Source organism: Leifsonia xyli (genome assembly GCA_001647635.1).
Taxonomy (GTDB): domain Bacteria; phylum Actinomycetota; class Actinomycetes; order Actinomycetales; family Microbacteriaceae; genus Leifsonia; species Leifsonia xyli_A.
On the sequence record CP014761.1, the window covers coordinates 240,735 to 260,274 of the forward strand.

The window sequence follows — 19,540 nt, forward strand, 5'->3', positions numbered from 1 at the left end:
CCGTGGCGATCGAGACGACGACCGACGACCAGCTCGCGCAAGCGCGGGCCGAGGCGCAGCAGCTGACGACGCGCATCCTGGAGCTGCGTGACGCGTATTACGAGCGCGACACCGTGCTCGTCAGCGACGAGGAGTACGACCGCATGATGCGGCGGCTCGAAGAGCTCGAGCGGCTGTATCCCGAGCTCCAGTCGCAGGACAGCCCGACGCAGACGGTCGGTGGACGCGCCCAGACGACGCTCTTCGCGCCGGTGGAGCACGCCGAGCGGATGCTGAGCCTGGACAACGTCTTCTCGATCGAGGAGTTCGAGGCGTGGGCCGCCAAGGTGGAGCGCGACGCCGGCCGGAAGATCGACTACCTGTGCGAGCTGAAGATCGATGGGCTCGCGATCAACCTCCGCTATGAGCGGGGCGTGCTGGTCTCGGCCGCCACCCGCGGCGACGGGGTCGTCGGGGAGGACGTCACCGAGAACATCCGCTGGATCCCGGCCATCCCGACCCGCCTCGCCACCGACGAGCCGCCCGCACTCGTCGAGGTGCGCGGCGAGGTCTTCTTCCCGGTCGCCGAGTTCGAGGAGCTGAACGCGCACCAGCAGGAAGCAGGCGAGCGCGTCTTCGCCAACGCACGCAACGCGGCGAGCGGCTCGCTGCGCCAGAAGGCGGAGGGCAAGAACGCCGCCCAGCTCGAGATCATGCGCAACCGGCTGCGCCGCCTCCACATGCTCGTCCACGGCATCGGGGCGTGGCAGAACCCGCCGGTCGACGCCCAGTCGAAGGTCTACGAGCTCCTGAAGGGATGGGGTCTGCCGACCTCGACGCACTACCGCGTCGTCGACAGCGTGAAGAAGGTCGACGAGTTCATCGAGTACTACGGCGCTCACCGGGGAGCGGTCGAGCACGAGATCGACGGCATCGTCATCAAGGTCGACGAGCTCGCGCTGCACGACGAGCTCGGCGCGACCAGCCGCGCCCCTCGTTGGGCGATCGCCTACAAGTACCCGCCGGAGCAGGTCAACACCAAACTCCTCGACATCGTCGTGAGCGTCGGCCGCACCGGCCGGGCGACCCCGTTCGCGGTGATGGAGAAGGTGCGGGTCGCCGGCTCGGAGGTGCGTCAGGCCACGCTCCACAACCAGGAGGTCGTCAAGGCGAAGGGCGTTCTCATCGGTGACACCGTGGTGCTGCGCAAGGCGGGCGACGTCATCCCCGAGGTGCTCGGGCCGGTGGTCGAGCTGCGCGACGGCACCGAGCGCGAGTTCGTCATGCCCGAGTTCTGCCCCGAGTGCGGAACGCGCCTGGCGCCGGCGAAGGAGGGCGACATCGACCTCCGCTGCCCGAACGCGGAGTTCTGCCCCGCGCAGGTGCGCGGGCGCGTGGAGCACATCGGCTCGCGCGGAGCGCTCGACATCGAGGCGCTGGGCGAGGTGGCGGCCTCGGCCCTCACCCAGCCACGGTTCCCGGAGCACCCGCCGCTCCCGACCGAGGCCGGCCTGTTCGGGCTGACGGTCGCAGACCTCTTCCCGATCGAGGTCGTCGTGCGCGATTCCGAAACCGGACTGCCCAAGCTGACCGAGTCGGGGGACGAGAAGGTAGACACTCCGTTCCGCCGTCGGCGGCAGAAGAAGGACGGCGTGTTCGACCCGGAGGCGCCGGAGTTCGGCGGCGACGAACTGTACGTCCCATCGAAGAGCGCGCTGGAGCTGCTGAACAACCTCCAGGTCGCGCGGGTGAAGCCGCTGTGGCGCATCCTGGTCGCCCTCAACATCCGTCATGTCGGGCCGGTGGCGGCGCGCGCGCTCGCCAACCACTTCGGGTCGCTCGACGCGATCCGCACCGCGTCCCGCGACGAACTCGCGGCGGTGGACGGCGTCGGCGGCATCATCGCGGATGCGGTGCTCGCCTGGTTCGACGTCGACTGGCACCGCGAGATCGTCGAGCGCTGGGCGGCAGACGGCGTCCAGTTCACCACTCCCGGCCATCCCGGCCCAGGGGCCGCGGACGAGGCGGGGGAGTGCTCGCCGGGCTGACCGTGGTCGCGACCGGCTCGCTGGAGGGCTTCACCCGCGAGGGTGCGCAGGAGGCGATCATCGCGGCAGGCGGCAAGGCCGCGTCGAGCGTGTCCAAGAAGACCGACTTCGTTGCCGCGGGGCCGGGCGCTGGATCGAAACTCGCGAAGGCGGAGGAGCTGGGCGTGCGGGTGATCGACGCGGCGCAGTTCAAGCGGCTGGTCGAGGAGGGTCCGCAGGCGCTCGAAGAGTGACGAATCCGGTCCGTCATCCTGTGGACAGTATTCGAGTTCTCCCCCCGAATCGGGGTAGAACGGCCTGCCGTCCGCCACCCATTCATGGGTAGAGTCGAGGTGTGCGCTCCCCCGCGCACTGCAAGGGCTTAGCTCGCTCGCTCTCGGAGGGACCCGGACGGAGTGCTGGTCGGCTTTGCAGCTGTACTCACCGTGACCTCGGTCGTCTCCGGACTGACCGGGGCCTTCGTCGTGCCCGCAGAGAACGCTCCCACAACCTCGATCACGGCCTCGTACACCGCCCTTCCCGCGTCGATCAGCGGACCCGTCTCCGACGTCCCGGCGGCCCCGAACGGCGGCAGTGCCGCCATGTCGGTGCTCGGCGCGGTGGCCGGGATCGACGCGTCGGCGCTCCCGGGCTTCCTGGACGCCAACCGGGCCAAGCTCGAGTCGCTGCTGCGGCAGTCGCCCGCTCCCGCCGACGTCGAGCGCGTCTGGCGGCTCATCGACCCGGCCAAGCAGAAACTCCTGGTGGAGGCCGCTCCTCACGTGGTCGGCAACCTCGAGGGCGTGCCCTACGGGGTCCGGGGCACCGCGAACGCACTCGACCTGAAGCAGACCATCGGCAGCGTCACCCGCACGCTGAAGACCGAGCACGGCCGCACCCAGCGTGTCGCCCTGCAGCGTCAGCTCGACACGCTCGACAACGTGAAGAAGGCGCTGACGAAGAAGGACGGCGTCAAGCGCACGCTGGTCAGCCTCGACCCCTCCGCCGACGCCAAGGCGTCCATCGTGGTCGGCGACCTGAGCACGGCGGCGTACGTGAGCGTCCTGGTGCCCGGGATGTACATGTCGGTGGGTGAGCAGATCGAGTCCTGGGCGCAGGTCGCGCAGGAGCAGTACGAGCTCCAGACCGGCTTCCTCCAGCGGATGCTCGGTCCACGCGGAAAGGGCGGCGCGCCGGGCGTGGCCGTGGTCGCCTGGATCGGCTACCAGACGCCGGTCCTCACGAACATCGGCGGCACGACCCTCGCCACGCAGGGCGCCGACAGCCTGGAGCGCACGCTCGCCGGCATCCGCGCCCTCCGCAGCGGAAACCAGCCGCACCTCAGCCTGTTCGCCCACTCCTACGGATCGACGGCCGCGCTGATGGCGCTCGAACGGCACACGGTCACCGTGGACTCCCTGGCGCTGATGGGCTCGCCGGGCAGCCCGGCGCAGTCCGTCGCGGGCCTCTCGGTGACGGGCGGGAACGTCTTCGTCGGCGAGGCGCCGATGGACCCGATCGTCAACAGCGCGTTCTTCGGCAGCGACCCGGGATCGCCGGGCTACGGCGCGAAGCCGATGGGCGTGGACGGTGCGACCGACCCCATCACGCACGCCGAGCTGGCCGGATCGTCGGGCCACAACGAGTACTTCACCGCCGGTACCGAATGCATGCGCAATCTCGCCGTGATCGGCATCGACCGCGGCGACCTGGTCATCGCGGGCGGCAGCGGCTCCGGCGCGGGGTCCGACGGCGCCACCCAGGCGTCGTCCCGCTGATCCGGCCGATCCCGACCGGATGTCGGCGGCGGCGCCCATAATGGGTGGAATGCGACCGCACGAGGACGATCCCGCCGAGCCCGACCGGGCCGAGGAGAAGCGCGGCGCCAGCCGCCGGGCGTTCCTCACGGGCGCGGGACTCGTCGCGGCCGGGGCGGTCGCCGGGGGCGTGGCAGGCGGAGCGGCGGGCGCGGCGATCGGCAGTGCCGCGGGAGCCACGTCGCCCACGGCCGACGAGTCGGGCGAGCAGTACCCTCCGCTCCCGGCGCGTAGCGGAGGCGCCGGGTTCGACCACCTCGTCGTGCTCATGTACGAGAACCGCTCGTTCGACAACCTCCTCGGGCACCTCTACGACGACGAGACGCTGCCGAAGGGCAAGCGGTTCGAGGGGCTGGCCTTCGGCGACTACAGCAACCCCGATCCCGCAGGCGGCCCGGACATCCCGGCCCACGCCTACGAGGGCACCACCGACTTCGTCATGCGCCAGCCGTCGCCCGACCCGGGCGAGGTCTACCCGCACGTCAACACGCAGCTGTACGAGGTCGTCGACCCGCCCTCCAACGCCGACGCGCGCCTGCCGCAGATGCTCCCGCCCTACAACGCGCCGAAGCCCGGCGCGAAGCCGACGATGCGCGGGTTCGTCCGCGACTACATCGGCGTGCTGCGCAAGGACACCGGGCGTGAGCCGGTGGTCGACGACTACCGCCGCATCATGGGCGGCTTCACACCGGACATGCTGCCGGTGTTCTCCACCCTCGCGCGGCAGTTCGCGGTGTACGACGACTGGCACTGCGCGGTCCCATCGCAGACCTTCTGCAACCGCTCGTTCTTCCATGCCTCCACCTCGCACGGGTACGTCGACAACGGCGGCGCGGAGGGTCTGCGCAAGTGGTTCGACCCGAAGAACGACGCGCCGACGATCTTCAACCGGCTCGAGGAGGCGGGACGCAGCTGGCGCGTCTACTACGACGACCGGCAGCTCATCTCGCTCACGGGCTTCATCCACGCGCCGGTGCTCGAGCCGTTCTGGAAGTCGCACTTCCGGACGATGACGCAGTTCTACGTCGACGTCGCGGAGGGCACCCTTCCGGACTACGCGTTCGTGGAGCCGCGGTTGCTGTACGACCACAACGACATGCATCCGCCGGGCGGCCCGATGACCGCAGAGGAGGTGTCGGGCGAGGAGGTCGTCGGCGGCGCGATCTCGGACGTCCGCGCGGGAGACCTGCTGCTCCATCGCGTCTACTCGGCGATCCGCGAGTCCCGCAGCGCGAAGGGCTCGAACGCGCTCAACACGATGCTGCTGGTGACCTTCGACGAGCACGGCGGCACGTACGACCATGTCGCGCCGGGCGCGGCGACCCCGCCGGACGACAGCGGGCCGGGGGAGAACGGGTTCGGCTTCGACCGGCTCGGCGTGCGCGTCCCGGCGATCGCCATCTCGGCCTACACGGAGCGCAACACGATCATCCACGAGGAGATGCACCACTCGGCGGTGGTGGCGACGCTCGCGAAGAAGTACCGGCTGAAGCACCTCACCGAACGCGACCGCGGCGCGCGGACGATCGACAACGCGATCAACCGCAGCACGCCCAGACAGCCCGGCACCTGGCCGGACACGCACCCGCAGTACCTGCCGGCCAATCCCGAGGCGGACGCGCCGGCCCCGCAAGATGAGGACCGCCCGCTGAGCCCGCCCGGCGTCGGCCTGGCCGGGCTGCTGATGGCGCGGTACGGCGCGCCCGGCGCGAAGGTGCCCGTCACCTACAAGGAGGCGTACCAAGCGGTCAACGGACTGGGGCGCGGGCTGTTCGGCTCGTCCTAGAATCGTCAGTGGGCCTTTCGCACTCGCGACCACGCCCGTTCATCATGCCTATCCCACGGAGACGCACCTTGTCTGAAACCAGCGCAGGCGACATCACCGCCGAACAGGTCGCGCACTTGGCGAACCTCGCCCGGATCGACCTCAGCCCAGAAGAGCTCGAGAGCCTCACGAAGGAGCTCGGCCAGATCGTCGAGTCCGTCGCCAAGGTCCAGGAGGTCGCCGGTCCCGACGTGCCCGCCACCAGCCACCCGATGCCGCTCACGAACGTGTTCCGCGCCGACGAGGTGCGGCCGTCGCTGACCGTCGAGCAGGCGCTCTCCGGCGCCCCGGACCGCGAGGGCGACCGCTTCAAGGTCGCCACCATCCTGGACGAGGAGTAAGCCATGACCGACCTGACCCGGCTCACCGCGTCCGCCCTCGCCGACAAGCTCGCCGCGCGCGAGGTGTCCTCCGAGGAGGCCGTGCGGGCGCACCTCGACCGCATCGAGGCCGTCGACTCCGATGTGCACGCCTTCCTCCACGTCGCCGGCGACAAGGCGCTCCGCACCGCCGCCGAGATCGACGGCCGCCGCGCCGCAGGCGACCCGCTCGGCCCGCTCGCCGGCGTCCCGATCGCCATCAAGGACGTGCTGGCCACCCAGGACATGCCGTCCACCTCCGGCTCGAAGATCCTCGAGGGATGGCTGCCTCCCTACGACGCCACCGTCGTTCGCAAGCTGCGCGAGGCCGACCTCGTGCCGCTCGGCAAGACCAACATGGACGAGTTCGCGATGGGCTCCTCCACGGAGCACTCGGCGTACGGCCCGACACGCAACCCGTGGGACCTGGAGCGCATCCCGGGCGGCTCGGGCGGAGGCTCCGCCGCCGCCGTGTCCGCCTTCGAGGCCCCGCTCGCGCTCGGCTCCGACACCGGCGGCTCGATCCGTCAGCCCGCCGCGGTGACCGGCTCGGTCGGAGTCAAGCCGACGTACGGCGGCGTCAGCCGCTACGGCGCGATCGCCCTCGCGAGCTCGCTCGACCAGGTGGGCCCTGTGTCCCGCAGCGTCCTCGACGCGGGCCTCCTGCACGACGTGATCGCCGGGCACGACCCCTTCGACTCGACCTCGCTGACCGACAGCTGGCCGTCGATGGCCGACGCCGCACGGGCCGGCCAGCGCGAGGGCGCGCTGAAGGGCGTGCGCGTCGGCGTGATCCGCGAGATCGCCGGCGACGGCTTCCAGAAGGGCGTGAAGCAGCGCTTCGACGAGTCGCTCGCGCTGCTCGAGTCCGCGGGCGCCGAGATCGTGGAGGTCAGCGCGCCGAGCTTCGAGTACGCGGTCGCCGCGTACTACCTGATCCTCCCGGCCGAGGCGTCCAGCAACCTGGCGCGCTTCGACTCCGTGCGGTTCGGTCTGCGCGTCGACCCCGCGGAAGGTCCGGTCACCGTCGAGCGCGTCATGGCCGCCACCCGCGACGCCGGGTTCGGGCCCGAGGTCAAGCGCCGCATCATCCTCGGCACGTACGCGCTGAGCGCCGGCTACTACGACGCCTACTACGGCAGCGCGCAGAAGGTCCGCACGCTCATCCAGCGCGACTTCCAGGCCGCGTTCGAGAAGGTGGATGTGCTGGTCAGCCCGAGCGCGCCGACCACCGCCTTCAAGCTGGGCGAGAAGATCGACGACCCGATGGCGATGTACCTCAACGACATCACCACCATTCCGGCGAACCTCGCCGGGGTCCCCGGCATGGGGCTGCCGATCGGGCTCGCGCCCGAGGACGGCCTGCCCGTCGGGATGCAGCTGATGGCGCCCGCCCGCTCGGACGCCCGCCTCTACACCTTCGGCGCGGCGCTCGAGCGCCTGCTGGAGGAGCAGTGGGGCGGACCGCTGCTGAGCCAGGCGCCGGATCTGAGCGCCACCGAGATGTTCGCGAGCGAAGAGGGAGCCGTCTGATGGCCACCGCCACCAAGGCCGAATTGATGGATTACGACAAGGCTCTCGAGCTGTTCGAGCCGGTGCTGGGCTTCGAGGTGCACGTCGAGCTGAACACCAAGACGAAGATGTTCTGCGGCTGCGCCAACGAGTTCGGCTCGGGCGCCAACACGAACACCTGCCCGACCTGCCTGGGTCTCCCGGGCGGTCTGCCGCAGGTCAACGAGAAGGCGATCGAGTCGAGCATCCGCCTCGGACTCGCCCTCGGCTGCGATATCGCCGAGTCGAGCCGGTTCGCGCGCAAGAACTACTTCTACCCGGACCTCGCGAAGGACTTCCAGACCTCGCAGTACGACGAGCCGATAGCCCACGACGGCTCGATCACCATCGAGCTGGAGAACGGCCGCGAGCTCACCATCGAGATCGAGCGCGCGCACATGGAGGAGGACGCGGGCAAGCTGACGCACGTCGGCGGCGCCACCGGCCGCATCCAGGGCGCGGACTACTCGCTCGTCGACTTCAACCGCGGCGGCGTGCCGCTGGTCGAGATCGTCACGAAGATCATCGAGGGCGCCGAGGCGGACGCGCCGGAGGTCGGCCGCACCTACGTGCGCGCCATCCGCGACATCGTGAAGGCCCTCGGCGTCTCCAACGCGCGCATGGAGGAGGGCAACGTCCGCTGCGACGCGAACGTCTCGCTCCGCCGTCGCGGCTCCTCGGAGCTCGGCACGCGCACCGAGACCAAGAACGTCAACTCGCTGCGTTCGATCGAGCGCGCCGTGCGCTACGAGATCCAGCGCCAGGCGGCCATCCTGGAGGCGGGCGGCACCATCGTGCAGGAGACCCGTCACTGGCACGAAGACACGGGCACGACGAGCGCCGGCCGTCCGAAGTCGGACGCGGACGACTACCGCTACTTCCCGGAGCCCGACCTGGTGCCGGTCGCACCGAGCCGCGACTGGGTCGAGGAGCTGCGCGGCACGCTGCCGGAGCAGCCGGCCGCCCGCCGCAAGCGCCTCGCCGCCGATTGGGGCTTCACCGCTCTGGAGTTCCAGGACATCGCCAACGCCGACCTGCTCGACGAGGTCGAGGCCACGGTCGCCGCGGGCGCGTCGCCTGCGGCCGCGCGCAAGTGGTGGACCGGCGAGATCGCCCGCCTCGCCAACGCGCAGAACGTGCCCGCCGGCACGCTGGTCAGCCCGCAGCACGTCGCCGAGCTCGCGGCTCTGGTCGACGCGGGCACCCTCACCGACCGCCTGGCGCGCCAGGTGCTCGAGGGCGTCATCGCCGGCGAGGGCCGTCCGCAGGAGGTCGTGGACGCCCGCGGTCTCGCGGTCGTGTCCGACGACGGCGCGCTGATCGCCGCGATCGACGAGGCGCTGGCCGCTCAGCCGGACGTGCTCGCCAAGATCCGCGACGGCAAGGTGCAGGCCGCCGGCGCGGTCATCGGCGCGGTCATGAAGGCGATGCGCGGCCAGGCCGACGCGGCCCGGGTGCGCGAGCTGGTGCTCGAGCGGGCGGGGAGCGCGGAGTAGCCTTTGCCGGCTCCCAGGCTCGGCGTGCAGAGTAGCGGTATGGGCGTCTTCACACTCGGCGGTCTGACCACCGCACCTGCTTCCTCCCGCACCGACCTGCTCGCGCCGTCGACCCTGCAGACCCTGGAGGCGCTCGGCTGGCTGGATGAGGTGGGCGTGGTCGAGATCGACCCCGACATCTCCGACACGGCCGCGACCCGCGACGAGTTCGGGCTGGACGCGTCGAACCTCGCCAACTGCGTCGTCGTCGGCGGCAAGCGCGAGGGGGTCGAGCGGATCGCCGCGTGCGTCGTCCTCTCGACCACCCGCGCCGACGTCAACAACACGGTCAAGCGGCTGCTGGATGTGCGCAAGGCGTCGTTCCTGCCCATGGATCGCGCGGTCGAGCTGACCGGGATGGAGTACGGCGGCATCACGCCGATCGGACTCCCCGCGGGCTGGCCGGTGCTGGTGGACGCGCGCGTCGCCGAGCAGGAGGTCGTGATCATCGGCTCGGGGGTGCGCCGCTCCAAGATCCTCCTGCCCGGACGCCTGATCGCGTCGCTGCCGGACGCTCAGCTCATCGAGGGGCTGGGCCTGGAAGCGGCCGGATGACCGGTCCGACCGCGGTCGACCGCGTCCTGACACCCCTCCGCTCGCGGCTGATCGAGACCCTCGCCGGCCGTTCCGACGAGGTGCCCGCCTGGGTGCTGCGGCTGGAGGACGGCGAGGACGAGGGCTTCTTCACTCCGGAGAGCGCCTCCTGGGCCGTGCACGGCGGGATGCCGACGCTCGTCGCGGGGGTCCGCGCACTGCTGCTGCAGGCGCTGCACCCCGGGGCCCTCGCCGGGGTGCGCGACCATTCGCGCTTCCGGGAGGACCCGCTCGGGCGGCTGGCCGGCACCATCCAGTGGATCCACACCGTCACGTTCGGCAGCCGCGGTCAGGCGGTCGCCGGGTCGGAGATGGTCCGATCGCTGCATCGCCGGGTCGTCGGGACATACGTCGACGGCCACGGGGTCGAGCGGCCGTATGCGGCCAACGACCCGGACCTCGCCCGCTGGGTGCACCTGGCCTTCACCGACGCCTTCCTCACCGCCCACGAGCAGTGGGGCGACCCCATCCCGGGCGGCGCGGACGGCTACATCGACGAGTGGGCGATCGCAGCCGAGCTGATGGGCGTCGAGAACCCGCCGCGGACCGCCGCGCAGCTGCGGGCGGAGATCGACGCGATCACCGACGCGGGGGAGTTGCGCGGAGGCCCGGAGGTGGAGGAGATCGTGCGGTTCATCCGCCGGGCGCCGCTGCGCCGGATGCTGCGGCCGTCGTACCGGATCGTGTTCCGCGCCGCCGTGTCCACGCTGGAGCCGCGGCACCGCGAGCTCCTCGGGCTGCCGACAACGGCGGCCGAACGGCTGCTGCCGCTGCACGCGGCGACCGGTCTGGTGCTGCGCGGCTCGCGCGTCCTGCTCGGTCCGCAGACGCAGGCGGAGCTCGCGGCGCGACGTCGGCTGGCGCGGCTCGCCGCGTCCTGAGATGCGGCAGGATGAGGTCATGCACGACGACGTCACCGAACGCACCCGTACCGTCACCTGGCAGGACCCGGCGCCCGGGGTAGCCGTGATGCCCACGGTCAGCGGGCTCGACTACCTGCGCTCGATGCTCCGCGGGGAGCTGCCGCCGCCTCCGATCACCGAGCTGATGCGGATGACGCTGGTGTCGGCCGACCCCGGCACCGTCACCTTCGTCTGCGAGCCCGACGAGTCGCACTACAACCCGATCGGGACCGTGCACGGCGGGCTGGTCTGCACGCTCCTCGACTCGGCGCTCGGATGCGCGGTGCAGACGACGCTCCCGCAGGGCCAGGGCTACACGTCCATCGAGATCAAGGTGAACTACCTGCGGCCGGTCTACGCGCACACCGGGCAGCTGACCTGCGTCGCGACTGTGACGAAGCCGGGCAACCGGGTGGCCTTCGCGGACGGCGTGGTCACCGACGCGTCCGGCAAGACGGTGGCGACCGCGACCGGCTCGCTGCTCGTCTTCCCGATCGGCGGCTGAGCTACTTCGCCTGGTCGGCCAGCAGCAGGTCGCGCACCTTGCGTCGGATGACCTTGCCGACGATCGAGCGCGGCAGCTCCTCCAGCTGGTAGACGTGCTTCGGCACCTTGTAGGGCGTCAGGCAGTCGCGTCCGTAGGCGCGGATCGCCTCCTCGTCGAACGACGCGCCCTTCTCCATGACGACGGCGGCCACCACGTCCTCGCCGCCGCGGCGGTGGGGGAGGCCGACCACGGCGACGTCGGCGACGCCCGGGAAGGAGCGCAGCGCATCCTCCACCTCGGTCGGAGAGACGTTGAAGCCGCCGGTCACGATGAGCTCCTTGATCCGGTCGACGATGCGGACGAAGCCGTCCTCATCCATCGTGACGATGTCGCCGGTGCGGAACCAGCCGTCGGCGGTGAGCACCTTCGCCGTCTCGTCCGGCTTGCGCCAGTACCCCGAGAACACCTGCGGGCCGCGGGCGAGCAGTTCGCCCTCCTCGCCGAACGCACGGTCGACCGTCGGGTCGTCCGGATCGGCGACACGAAGCTCGGTGCTCGGCAGCGGCAGGCCGACCGTCCCGGGCTTGCGGGTCGCGCCGACCGGGTTCGCCATGAGCACGGGCGAGCACTCCGACAGCCCGTAGCCCTCGACGAGGTACCCGCCGGTCTTCTCCTCCCAGAGGTCGACGATGCCCTGCGGCAGGCTCATCGCGCCGGAGATGGCGATCTCGATGCCGGAGAGGGACACCTTCCGCTTCTCCGCCGCCTGCACCAGCCGCTCGTAGATCGGCGGCACCGCGGGGAGGAAAGTCGCGGGATGCTTCTTGACCACATCGAGCACCAGGTCCGGGTCGAACTTCGGGAAGAGCACCAGGCGGGCGCCCATGCTCATCGCGAAGGTGAGGCAGAGAGTGAGCCCGTAGGCATGGAAGAGCGGCAGCACCGCGTAGACGACCGAGGTGCCGCGCTCGATGGTGGGCACCCACGCGCGCGACTGCGCCGCGTTCACGGTGAGGTTGGCGTGGCTGAGCATCACGCCCTTAGGCAGGCCTGTGGTGCCCGAGGTGTACTGGATGAGCGCGAGGTCGTCGCGCTCGGGTCGCGGGTACGACGCCTTCAGCCTGCGGGACGCGACGAGCGTGTCCCACGGGATGGTTCCGGTCACCTTTGCGGTCAGCTGCTCGCGCGCCGTTCGCGCGGCCTTCACCGGGAGGCGCAGCGCGAATCGCTTGAAGGCGGGCATCGCGCGCGTCAGGTCGACCGAGATGACGGTCTTCACACCGAGGTCGGCCGGAAGCTCCTGAACGGTCTTCGCGACCTTGTCCCAGACGATCGCGACCGTCGCGCCGTGGTCCTCGAACTGGTGCCGCAGCTCGCGCGGCGTGTAGAGCGGGTTGTGCTCGACCACGACCGCGCCGAGACGCAGCGCGGCGTAGAAGGCGGCGACGTGCTGCGGGCAGTTCGGCAGCACGAGAGCGACCCGGTCGCCCTTGGAGACGCCGAGCTTGCGCAGGCCCTCCGCCGCCCGGGCGATCTGGTCGCCCAGCTCGGCGTAGGTTGTGGTGGCGCCGAAGAACTCCAGCGCGACGTGCGTGCCGTACGTCTTCACCGACTCGTCGATGAGGTGGGGGAGGGAGCCCGCCGGCACTTCGACCTCGGCGGGCACCCCCGGAGCGTAGCCGTGCACCCACGGCTTGGCGCTGTACGGGGACTGGTCGCTCGTCACATCGCTGGTCACGCGCAAAGCCTACGCGGACGCGGTCGCCGCCCGCACCGCATCCTCGATCGCGGTGTCGCCGGAGACGACCTCCCACTGGTGCCCGACGGTCGCGGGCTCGTGCAGAATGAGCGCGATGAGGCGGGCGACGTCCTCGCGGGCGATGCTGCCGCGGGGACGCTGTCGCCGAGCTGGATGCGGCCGGTGCCCTCGTCGGTGGTGAGGCCGCCCGGGCGCAGGATGGTCCACTCGAGTCCCGAGTCGCGCAGAACCGCGTCGGCGTCTCGCTTCGCCTCGACGTAGGCCTTCCAGACCGGGTCGGCGTCGTCGACCGGCGCGTCGACGCCCCACGCCGAGACCTGGACGAAGCGGCGGATGCCCGCCTGCTTCGCCGCCTCCTGCGCCTTCACCGACCCGCCGTAGTCGACGGTGCGCTTGCGCTCGATGCCGGAGCCGGCTCCCGCGCCCGCGGTGAAGACGACGGCGTCGCAGCCGTCGATGGCCGCGGCCAGCGCGTCCGCCTCGGACTTCTCGAGGTCGAGCAGGACGCCCTCGCCGCCGAGGCGGTAGACGTCTTCGGCGTGCTCGTCGTTCCGCACCACGCCGACGAAGTCGTCGCCGAGGTCGTAGAGCACCCGCATCAGCTGCTGGGCGACTTTTCCATGGGCACCGATGATCGCGACTCGAGTCATGCCTCCATCCTTCCACCGCTCGCATGCCGCGCGGGAAGTGCGGAGAGATGCGGCGATACGCGTCCGCCGGGCGCGAACGCTCTGGGCTGCGGGCGCACCCTCTGTTAGCGTCGTCTCCATGACCGCCCTGCTCGAGCTCCTCGGACGCGCTTCCGCGTCCGTCGTCGGCTCGCTGGGCGCGGGCTCCTTCGGCGCAGGCGGCACCGCAGGTCTCGTCGCGCTGGCCGGTGTGGCCGGAGCCCTGGGTCTGGTGGCGGTCTTCGCCGCGGCAGCCGTGCGCTCGGTGGCCGCGCTGGCCGCGTCGCTGCGCCTCCGCGCGGTGTGGTCGCGTCCCATCGAGCCGGCCGCGGGCTGGCTCGCCGAGGGGCAGTCCGACCCCGACGCCGACGGACGACCGCGCCCCCGAGCGCCGGGCGCGCCCCTGCCGGTCGTGTAGCCGCCGATCCCGCGTTCGCGGGCGGTGGTGGATGCGGCCAGACGCGTCCACTCTTCCGCCGAAACGCAGGGATCACTCACACTCATGGACTTCTTCTCCTGGCCGCCGATCGCGGCCGTCCTCGACGGGGCCTACGGCCTCGTCACCGCCCTCTCCGCCACTGTCGAGCCCGTCGTCGGCACGCTCGCCGGTCTCGTCGCCGTCGCCATGCTGACGGTGCTCGTCCGCGTCCTCCTCGTCCCGGTCGGCATCAGCCAGGTGCGCGCCGAGTACAGCCGTCGCCGCCTCGCGCCGCACCTCGCAGAGCTGCAACGCAAGCACAAGGGCGACCGCGAGACGCTCGCCCGCAAGACGATGGAGCTGTACCAGGCGGAGCAGGTCTCACCCTTCGCCGGGATGCTGCCGCTGCTCGCGCAGATCCCGGTCATCACGCTCGTCTACGCCGTCTTCACCCACGCGACCATCGCCGGGCACGCGAACGCCCTGCTCACAGAGCACGCCTTCGGTGCGCCGCTCGGCACCAGCTTCGTCGGGCTGACCGGCGCGGGCGCGGGCGTGTGGCCGGCGATGCTCGTCTATCTCGGCGTCCTGGCGCTGATCGCGATCGTGACCACCGTGTCCCGGCGCGTGCTGATGCTGCCGCAGCCCGAGGGGTCGCAGACACCGGTGGGCATGCTGCGCGCGCTGTCGTTCCTGCCGTACGTGACCGTGGTGTTCGCGGCGTTCGTCCCGCTGGCGGCGGCGGTGTACATCCTCACCTCGACGGCGTGGACCGTCGCCGAGCGGTGGACGCTGCGCCGCCTCCTCGACCCGTCGCGCCGGGCGGGCGGCACAGCGACGCCCACCACGTCGCACTGAGCGCCGGCGACGCATGGGCCGCATCCAGCCCGTGCGGATGCGCGGATGGGAGCATGGACGCATGTGGAAGCGCGCGAAGGACGACCGCACCCCGGCGCCAGCGGGGACCTCGAGCGGGCCCGGGCTCGGCGTGGGCGTGCAGGTGTACGTGCGCGAGCACGACCAGCCGTCGTCGGACGACTGGGTGGGTGAGCCGACCGGGGTGATCGTGGCACCGGGCGACCGCAGCCTGCGCAACGTGTACGGCCCGCTCGACGGGCTGACCACCTGGACCGTCGCCTTCTTCGAGCCGCAGCACCGCCGCGACGGGCGCGGTCCGTACGAGCGGGCCGTCATCCCTGCGGCGCTGCTGGTGGCCGAGGAGCCCTACCCCGGCTGAACCGGTTCGGCACCCTCTACCTCCTGTCGGGCGGCGAACTTACAATGTCGGCATGTTCGTCGAGGGCACCCTTCGATGGCAGGTCACGGAGGACTGCCCGTGGGACCTGCTGATGGCCCTCGCGATCCGCGACCTCGCGGGGCTCGCCGCGCGTGTGCGTCCCGAGCTGCCCGCATTGCATCCGGCGGTCGCCTCCGTGCTGTCGCGTCCGTCCTCCCCGGGGGACGGGCGGATGCGCGCCCGGCCGCTGCCGAGTGCCGGAGCTGCCGGCTCGGACGCTCCTGACGCGTTGGCCGAGCAGTGGCAGGCCTGGTTCGAGGTGGCCTCGGACCGGCACCGGCGCCTTGTCGGGCCGCTGCTGCATCCACCGCACTTCGAGGCGTTCGACCGCGCCATCGACCTGCAGGACGCCATCATCGCGCACTACGACGCGGCGGAGCAGTGGGCGGATGCGCGTCACGCCGAGTACGTCGCCGCCAGCCTGGCGCAGCACGCGCGCCGCGCGGCCGACATCGTCGAGGTCGTCCGGGAGCGCGAGCACGAGCTGCGGCGGCAGGCGGGCTACTTCCGCCTGGACATCGACGTGCTTCCGCTCGCCGAGAAGGGCGCCTGGATCGTCGGGCCGCACACCGTCGCCCTCAGCGCGTCGCTGCGCGACGACTCCGTCGCCTTCCGCGACTGGCTGCGTCCCCTGGTCGCCGCCCTCGTCTGACCCCGCGAAGTGCAGGTCGTTGCGCAGTCGCACGGCGTGTCGCGCGCAACTACCTGCACTTCGCGGGCGGAGGTTACGCGGGGCGCTTGGCGGGGGAGACGGTGAGGGCGGGGTCGGTTTCCGCTACGTCGCCGACGGCCTCGTCGATGCGCGCGAGCACGTCGCCCGAGAGGCGGATGCCCGCGGCCTCGGCGTTCGACTTCACCTGCTCGGGGCGGGATGCGCCCACGATCGCGCCGGCGACGTTCGGGTTCTGCAGCACCCACGCCACCGCGAGCTGCGCCATCGTGATGCCGAGCTCGTCGGCGATGGGCTGCAGGCGCTGCACCGCGGTGAGCACCTCGTCCTTCATGAAGCTCTGGATGGCGCCCGCGCCGCCCTTCTCGTCGGTGGCACGGCTGCCCTCGGGCAGGGGAGCGCCCGGCTTGTACTTGCCGGTCAGCACGCCCTGCGCCACCGGCGACCAGACGATCTGCGAGATGCCGAGCTCGGCGGAGGTCGGCACGACCTTCTTCTCGATGACCCGCCACAGCATCGAGTACTGCGGCTGGTTCGAGATGAGCTGGATGCCGAGGTCCTTCGCGAGCGCGTGCCCGGCGCGGAGCTGGTCGGCCGTCCACTCGCTGACGCCGATGTACAGCGCCTTGCCTTGGCGGACCACGTCGGCGAACGCCTGCATGGTCTCCTCCAGCGGCGTCTCGGAGTCGTACCGGTGCGCCTGGTAGAGGTCGACGTAGTCGGTGCCGAGGCGCTGCAGCGAGCCGTCGATCGACTCGAGGATGTGCTTGCGCGACAGCCCGACGTCGTTGTGGCCCTTCGGCCCGGTGGGCCAGTAGACCTTGGTGAAGATCTCGAGCGACTGGCGGCGCTCTCCCGCGAGGGCGTCGCCGAGCACCTGCTCCGCGACCGTGTTGGCGTACGCGTCCGCCGTGTCGAAGGTGGTGATGCCGGCGTCGAGCGCCGCTCGCACCGACTGGGTCGCGGTGTCGTTCTCGACCTGGGAGCCGTGCGTCAGCCAGTTGCCGTAGATGATCTCCGAGATCTTGATTCCGCTGTTGCCGAGGTACCTGAATTCCATGGCTTCACCGTATCCCGATCCGGCGACGGGACGAGGCCGCTGTCGGCGGCAGGTGAGAAGCTGGAGGGGTGGGACGAGCGGACGGCAGCGAGCGGCAGGTGAGCGCGGCCGACGTCGACGACTCGGAGGCCGGCATCCTGCACGTCGACATGGACGCGTTCTTCGCGTCGGTCGAGCTGCTGGAGCGTCCGGATGCCCGCGGCAAGCCCGCGATCGTCGGGCACGCGGGCGGCCGCGGTGTCGTCACGAGTGCGACCTACGAGGCCCGCCGTTACGGTGTCCGCAGCGCGATGCCGATGTCGCAGGCGCTGCGCCTGTGCCCGAACGCGATCATCCTGCCGCCGCACTACGAGCGCTACACCGAGTACTCGCGCAAGGTGATGGACATTTTCCACGAGGTGACGCCGCTGGTCGAGCCGCTGAGCATCGACGAAGCGTTCCTCGATGTGTCGGGGAGCAGGCGGCTGCTCGGCTCCCCGCGCCGCATCGCGGAGCTCATCCGCTCGCGCGTGCTCGAAGAGACCGGACTGACCTGCTCGGTCGGCGTCGCGGCGACGAAGTTCATGGCCAAGCTCGCGTCGGGCCGGGCGAAGCCCGACGGTCTGCTCGTCATCCCGAAGGCCGAGACCCTCAGCTTCCTGCGTCCGCTTCCCGTCGGAGCGCTGTGGGAGTCGGCGCCAGCACCCAGTCCTCTCTGGAGCGGATGGGGCTGCTCACCGTCGCAGACCTCGCCGACGCGCCGCTGCACGTGCTGCAGAAGGCCGTCGGCGACGCGAGCGGCCGCCGGCTGCGCGACCTCGCCAACGGCCGGGATCCACGCCGGGTCATCACCGAGTCGCGTGAGAAGAGCATCGGCCACGAGAACACGTTCGGCACCGACGTCGGCGACCTCGATACGCTGCGCCGCGAGTTCCTGCGGCTCTCCGGACGGGTCGGGGAGCGACTGCGCAAGCACGGGATGGTGGCCCGCACGGTGGCCATCAAGGTCCGCTTCTCCGACTTCCGCACCATCACGCGGTCGCGCACCCTGGCCGAGCCCACGAACGTGGGACGACGCCTCTTCGAGGAGGCGTGGGATGTGTTCGACGCACTCGGCCTCGACGTGAGGCAGACGCCGCTGCGCCTGATCGGGGTGCGCGCCGAGCAGCTCCTCGACGCCGGGGGAGACGCCCTCGCGCTGTGGGATCCCGACGAGGAGTGGCGCGAGACCGAGCGCACGCTGGACGCCGTGAGCGCCCGCTTCGGCCGCGGCATGATCGGTCCGGCGTCGCTCGTGCGCCGGTCGAAGGACGCGGACGAGGAGGAGCGCGACGGGCGCAACCCCAAGTACGTCAGCGACTGATCGGGGCCTGTCGTCCGCACGCCGGGAGCGCTAGCGTGGCCCCATGACGAACTTCTCGCTGAAACTCGCCGAGACCGTGACCGGTTCCGGCATCAAGTCGGTCTACGGCGAGCCGGTCGTCGTCGACGGGACGACCCTCGTGCCGGTCGCGGCCGTGCAGTTCGGCTTCGGCGCCGGCGGAGCAGGCGACGAGAACGCGCCCGGCGGCGCGGGCGGCGGCGGCATCGCTATCCCCTTCGGCGCCTACGTCTCGGACGAGCTGGGCCTGCGCTTCCGCCCGAACCTGATCACCCTGATCGTCGTCGCGATCCCGTTCGTGTTCGTGACCGGCTTCGCCTGGTCGCGGGTGATCCGCGCGCTCAAGAAGTAGAACCGCCTCGGCCGGGCTACACTGGGTCCCGAACACGGGAGTCCGGTGAGCCGGGCTGAGAGGAGACTTCTCCAAGTCTCGACCGTCGAACCTGATCTGGGTCATGCCAGCGCAGGGAGGCCATTCTCACATCCCGTGCCCTGTTCCATTCGACTGAAAGGGCACGAACAGTGCACGCAACTCTTCTCTCCGCGGGCGCACGCCCGCGTACCCTCCGCTGGCGGGTCGTCGACATCGTCGTCGCCAGTGTCGTGGCCGTCGCCTCGGGCGTCGTCTTCTGGGTCTGGGGCATCCTCCAGAACCCGATCTCGGGACCGGTCGGCGCCGTCCTGCCCGGTTTCCAGGGCATCCTGAACGGGCCGTGGCTCTTCGCCGGGGTGCTGGTCGCCCTCATCGTCCGCAAGCCCGGCGCCGCGCTCTACGGTGAGCTGGTCGCCGCGATCGTCTCGGCATTGATCGGGACGCAGTGGGGCTTCGCGACGCTGCTCTCCGGTGTCGTGCAGGGCCTGGGCGCCGAGATCGTCTTCGCGCTCTTCCTGTACGCGAACTGGCGGCTGGTGCCGGCGCTGCTCGCCGGCGCCGGTGCGGGGCTCGCGGAGTCGATTCTCGACCTCCTCTACTGGTACCCGGGCTCGAAGGCCGGGTTCGCCATCACGTACACGATCACGACGACCGTCTCCGGCCTGGTCGTCGCCGGTCTCGGCTCGTGGCTGCTGGTCCGCGCGCTCGCCAAGACGGGTGCGCTGAGCCGCTTCGCGGCGGGCCGGGAGGCGCGGAAGGCCGTCCGGGTCTGACGGAGATGATCGCAGGACAGCCGGCCCCGGTCGCCGTTCGGGTCGACGGCTGGGGCTGGCGCTATTCGGGGCGCACCGCGTGGGCG

At 71.2% G+C, this 19,540-nt stretch carries 16 protein-coding genes, 3 pseudogenes and 1 other annotated feature; of the genes and pseudogenes, 16 read left to right on the top strand and 3 right to left on the bottom strand.

Features of this window, described 5'->3' with window-relative positions; all coding sequences use genetic code 11:
* The first annotated feature begins 2 nt into the window (after positions 1 to 2).
* The 9 genes and pseudogenes from A0130_01225 to A0130_01265 all read left to right on the top strand — a co-directional run bounded on the left by A0130_01225 (position 3) and on the right by A0130_01265 (position 11,094).
* Positions 3 to 2,260, top strand: a pseudogene (locus A0130_01225) (DNA ligase (NAD(+)) LigA).
* Between the two features lie 213 nt (positions 2,261 to 2,473).
* Positions 2,474 to 3,784, top strand: a complete 1,311-nt coding sequence (locus tag A0130_01230) for a hypothetical protein (GenBank protein ANF33243.1) — start codon at positions 2,474 to 2,476, stop codon at positions 3,782 to 3,784.
* Between the two features lie 49 nt (positions 3,785 to 3,833).
* Positions 3,834 to 5,609 (top strand): hypothetical protein, encoded by a 1,776-nt coding sequence (locus A0130_01235; GenBank protein ANF30484.1) that lies wholly within the window; start codon positions 3,834 to 3,836, stop codon positions 5,607 to 5,609.
* Between the two features lie 44 nt (positions 5,610 to 5,653).
* Positions 5,654 to 5,989: an asparaginyl/glutamyl-tRNA amidotransferase subunit C gene (locus tag A0130_01240; protein ID ANF33244.1), complete on the top strand. Its 336-nt coding sequence runs from the start codon at positions 5,654 to 5,656 to the stop codon at positions 5,987 to 5,989.
* Between the two features lie 3 nt (positions 5,990 to 5,992).
* Positions 5,993 to 7,540 carry an aspartyl/glutamyl-tRNA amidotransferase subunit A gene (locus A0130_01245; GenBank protein ANF30485.1) on the top strand — a complete coding sequence of 516 codons (1,548 nt, stop codon included), beginning with the start codon at positions 5,993 to 5,995 and terminating at the stop codon, positions 7,538 to 7,540.
* Positions 7,540 to 9,054 (top strand): aspartyl/glutamyl-tRNA amidotransferase subunit B, encoded by a 1,515-nt coding sequence (locus tag A0130_01250; GenBank protein ID ANF30486.1) that lies wholly within the window; start codon positions 7,540 to 7,542, stop codon positions 9,052 to 9,054. The genes A0130_01245 and A0130_01250 overlap by 1 nt, the downstream gene beginning before the upstream one ends.
* Before the next feature lie 39 nt (positions 9,055 to 9,093).
* Positions 9,094 to 9,648: a hypothetical protein gene (locus A0130_01255; protein ID ANF30487.1), complete on the top strand. Its 555-nt coding sequence runs from the start codon at positions 9,094 to 9,096 to the stop codon at positions 9,646 to 9,648.
* Positions 9,645 to 10,568 (top strand): hypothetical protein, encoded by a 924-nt coding sequence (locus A0130_01260; GenBank protein ANF30488.1) that lies wholly within the window; start codon positions 9,645 to 9,647, stop codon positions 10,566 to 10,568. Before A0130_01255 ends, A0130_01260 begins: the two co-directional genes overlap by 4 nt.
* A 1-nt stretch (position 10,569) precedes the next feature.
* Complete coding sequence (locus A0130_01265) at positions 10,570 to 11,094, top strand: aromatic compound degradation protein PaaI (GenBank protein ID ANF30489.1); 525 nt, start codon at positions 10,570 to 10,572, stop codon at positions 11,092 to 11,094.
* Position 11,095: 1 nt separating this feature from the next.
* On the opposite strand, the gene A0130_01270 is transcribed toward A0130_01265, so the two are convergent.
* The gene (locus A0130_01270) at positions 11,096 to 12,820 is read right to left on the bottom strand and encodes a long-chain fatty acid--CoA ligase (GenBank protein ANF30490.1); all 1,725 of its coding nucleotides are present in this window, start codon (positions 12,818 to 12,820) and stop codon (positions 11,096 to 11,098) included.
* A 3-nt stretch (positions 12,821 to 12,823) separates the two neighbouring features.
* A pseudogene (locus A0130_01275) lies at positions 12,824 to 13,485 on the bottom strand (NAD-dependent dehydratase).
* A 118-nt stretch (positions 13,486 to 13,603) separates the two neighbouring features.
* Here A0130_01275 and A0130_01280 point away from each other — a divergent pair.
* The 4 genes from A0130_01280 to A0130_01295 all read left to right on the top strand — a co-directional run bounded on the left by A0130_01280 (position 13,604) and on the right by A0130_01295 (position 15,870).
* Complete coding sequence (locus A0130_01280; GenBank protein ANF30491.1) at positions 13,604 to 13,921, top strand: hypothetical protein; 318 nt, start codon at positions 13,604 to 13,606, stop codon at positions 13,919 to 13,921.
* An 84-nt stretch (positions 13,922 to 14,005) separates the two neighbouring features.
* Positions 14,006 to 14,779 carry a preprotein translocase YidC gene (locus tag A0130_01285; protein ANF30492.1) on the top strand — a complete coding sequence of 258 codons (774 nt, stop codon included), beginning with the start codon at positions 14,006 to 14,008 and terminating at the stop codon, positions 14,777 to 14,779.
* A 136-nt stretch (positions 14,780 to 14,915) separates the two neighbouring features.
* Positions 14,916 to 15,158 carry a hypothetical protein gene (locus A0130_01290; GenBank protein ANF33245.1) on the top strand — a complete coding sequence of 81 codons (243 nt, stop codon included), beginning with the start codon at positions 14,916 to 14,918 and terminating at the stop codon, positions 15,156 to 15,158.
* A gap of 52 nt (positions 15,159 to 15,210) precedes the next feature.
* Complete coding sequence (locus A0130_01295; protein ANF30493.1) at positions 15,211 to 15,870, top strand: hypothetical protein; 660 nt, start codon at positions 15,211 to 15,213, stop codon at positions 15,868 to 15,870.
* Between the two features lie 73 nt (positions 15,871 to 15,943).
* Here A0130_01295 and A0130_01300 read toward each other — a convergent pair whose 3' ends face one another.
* Positions 15,944 to 16,948, bottom strand: a complete 1,005-nt coding sequence (locus A0130_01300) for an aldo/keto reductase (protein ID ANF30494.1) — start codon at positions 16,946 to 16,948, stop codon at positions 15,944 to 15,946.
* 98 nt (positions 16,949 to 17,046) lie between these two features.
* Between A0130_01300 and A0130_01305 the strand changes: the two are divergent.
* From A0130_01305 to A0130_01315, 3 genes and pseudogenes are all read left to right on the top strand, one after another.
* A pseudogene (locus A0130_01305) lies at positions 17,047 to 18,290 on the top strand (DNA polymerase IV).
* 43 nt (positions 18,291 to 18,333) lie between these two features.
* Positions 18,334 to 18,660 carry a hypothetical protein gene (locus A0130_01310; GenBank protein ID ANF30495.1) on the top strand — a complete coding sequence of 109 codons (327 nt, stop codon included), beginning with the start codon at positions 18,334 to 18,336 and terminating at the stop codon, positions 18,658 to 18,660.
* 24 nt (positions 18,661 to 18,684) lie between these two features.
* Positions 18,685 to 18,795 (top strand) — a binding site (TPP riboswitch).
* A 35-nt stretch (positions 18,796 to 18,830) separates the two neighbouring features.
* A complete protein-coding gene (locus A0130_01315) occupies positions 18,831 to 19,454 on the top strand; it encodes a hypothetical protein (protein ANF30496.1) in 624 nt (207 codons plus the stop codon).
* Positions 19,455 to 19,540 lie beyond the last annotated feature (86 nt).

Excerpts from the sequence above, each read along its gene's own strand:
- A0130_01285 (ANF30492.1), top strand. The coding sequence starts at position 14,006 with ATGGACTTCTTCTCCTGGCCGCCGATCGCGGCCGTCCTCGACGGGGCC.
- A0130_01300 (ANF30494.1), bottom strand. The coding sequence starts at position 16,948 with ATGGAATTCAGGTACCTCGGCAACAGCGGAATCAAGATCTCGGAGATC.
- A0130_01280 (ANF30491.1), top strand. The coding sequence starts at position 13,604 with ATGACCGCCCTGCTCGAGCTCCTCGGACGCGCTTCCGCGTCCGTCGTC.
- A0130_01295 (ANF30493.1), top strand. The coding sequence starts at position 15,211 with ATGTTCGTCGAGGGCACCCTTCGATGGCAGGTCACGGAGGACTGCCCG.
- A0130_01240 (ANF33244.1), top strand. The coding sequence starts at position 5,654 with ATGCCTATCCCACGGAGACGCACCTTGTCTGAAACCAGCGCAGGCGAC.
- A0130_01250 (ANF30486.1), top strand. The coding sequence starts at position 7,540 with ATGGCCACCGCCACCAAGGCCGAATTGATGGATTACGACAAGGCTCTC.
- A0130_01310 (ANF30495.1), top strand. The coding sequence starts at position 18,334 with ATGACGAACTTCTCGCTGAAACTCGCCGAGACCGTGACCGGTTCCGGC.
- A0130_01255 (ANF30487.1), top strand. The coding sequence starts at position 9,094 with ATGGGCGTCTTCACACTCGGCGGTCTGACCACCGCACCTGCTTCCTCC.
- A0130_01245 (ANF30485.1), top strand. The coding sequence starts at position 5,993 with ATGACCGACCTGACCCGGCTCACCGCGTCCGCCCTCGCCGACAAGCTC.
- A0130_01235 (ANF30484.1), top strand. The coding sequence starts at position 3,834 with ATGCGACCGCACGAGGACGATCCCGCCGAGCCCGACCGGGCCGAGGAG.
- A0130_01265 (ANF30489.1), top strand. The coding sequence starts at position 10,570 with ATGCGGCAGGATGAGGTCATGCACGACGACGTCACCGAACGCACCCGT.
- A0130_01260 (ANF30488.1), top strand. The coding sequence starts at position 9,645 with ATGACCGGTCCGACCGCGGTCGACCGCGTCCTGACACCCCTCCGCTCG.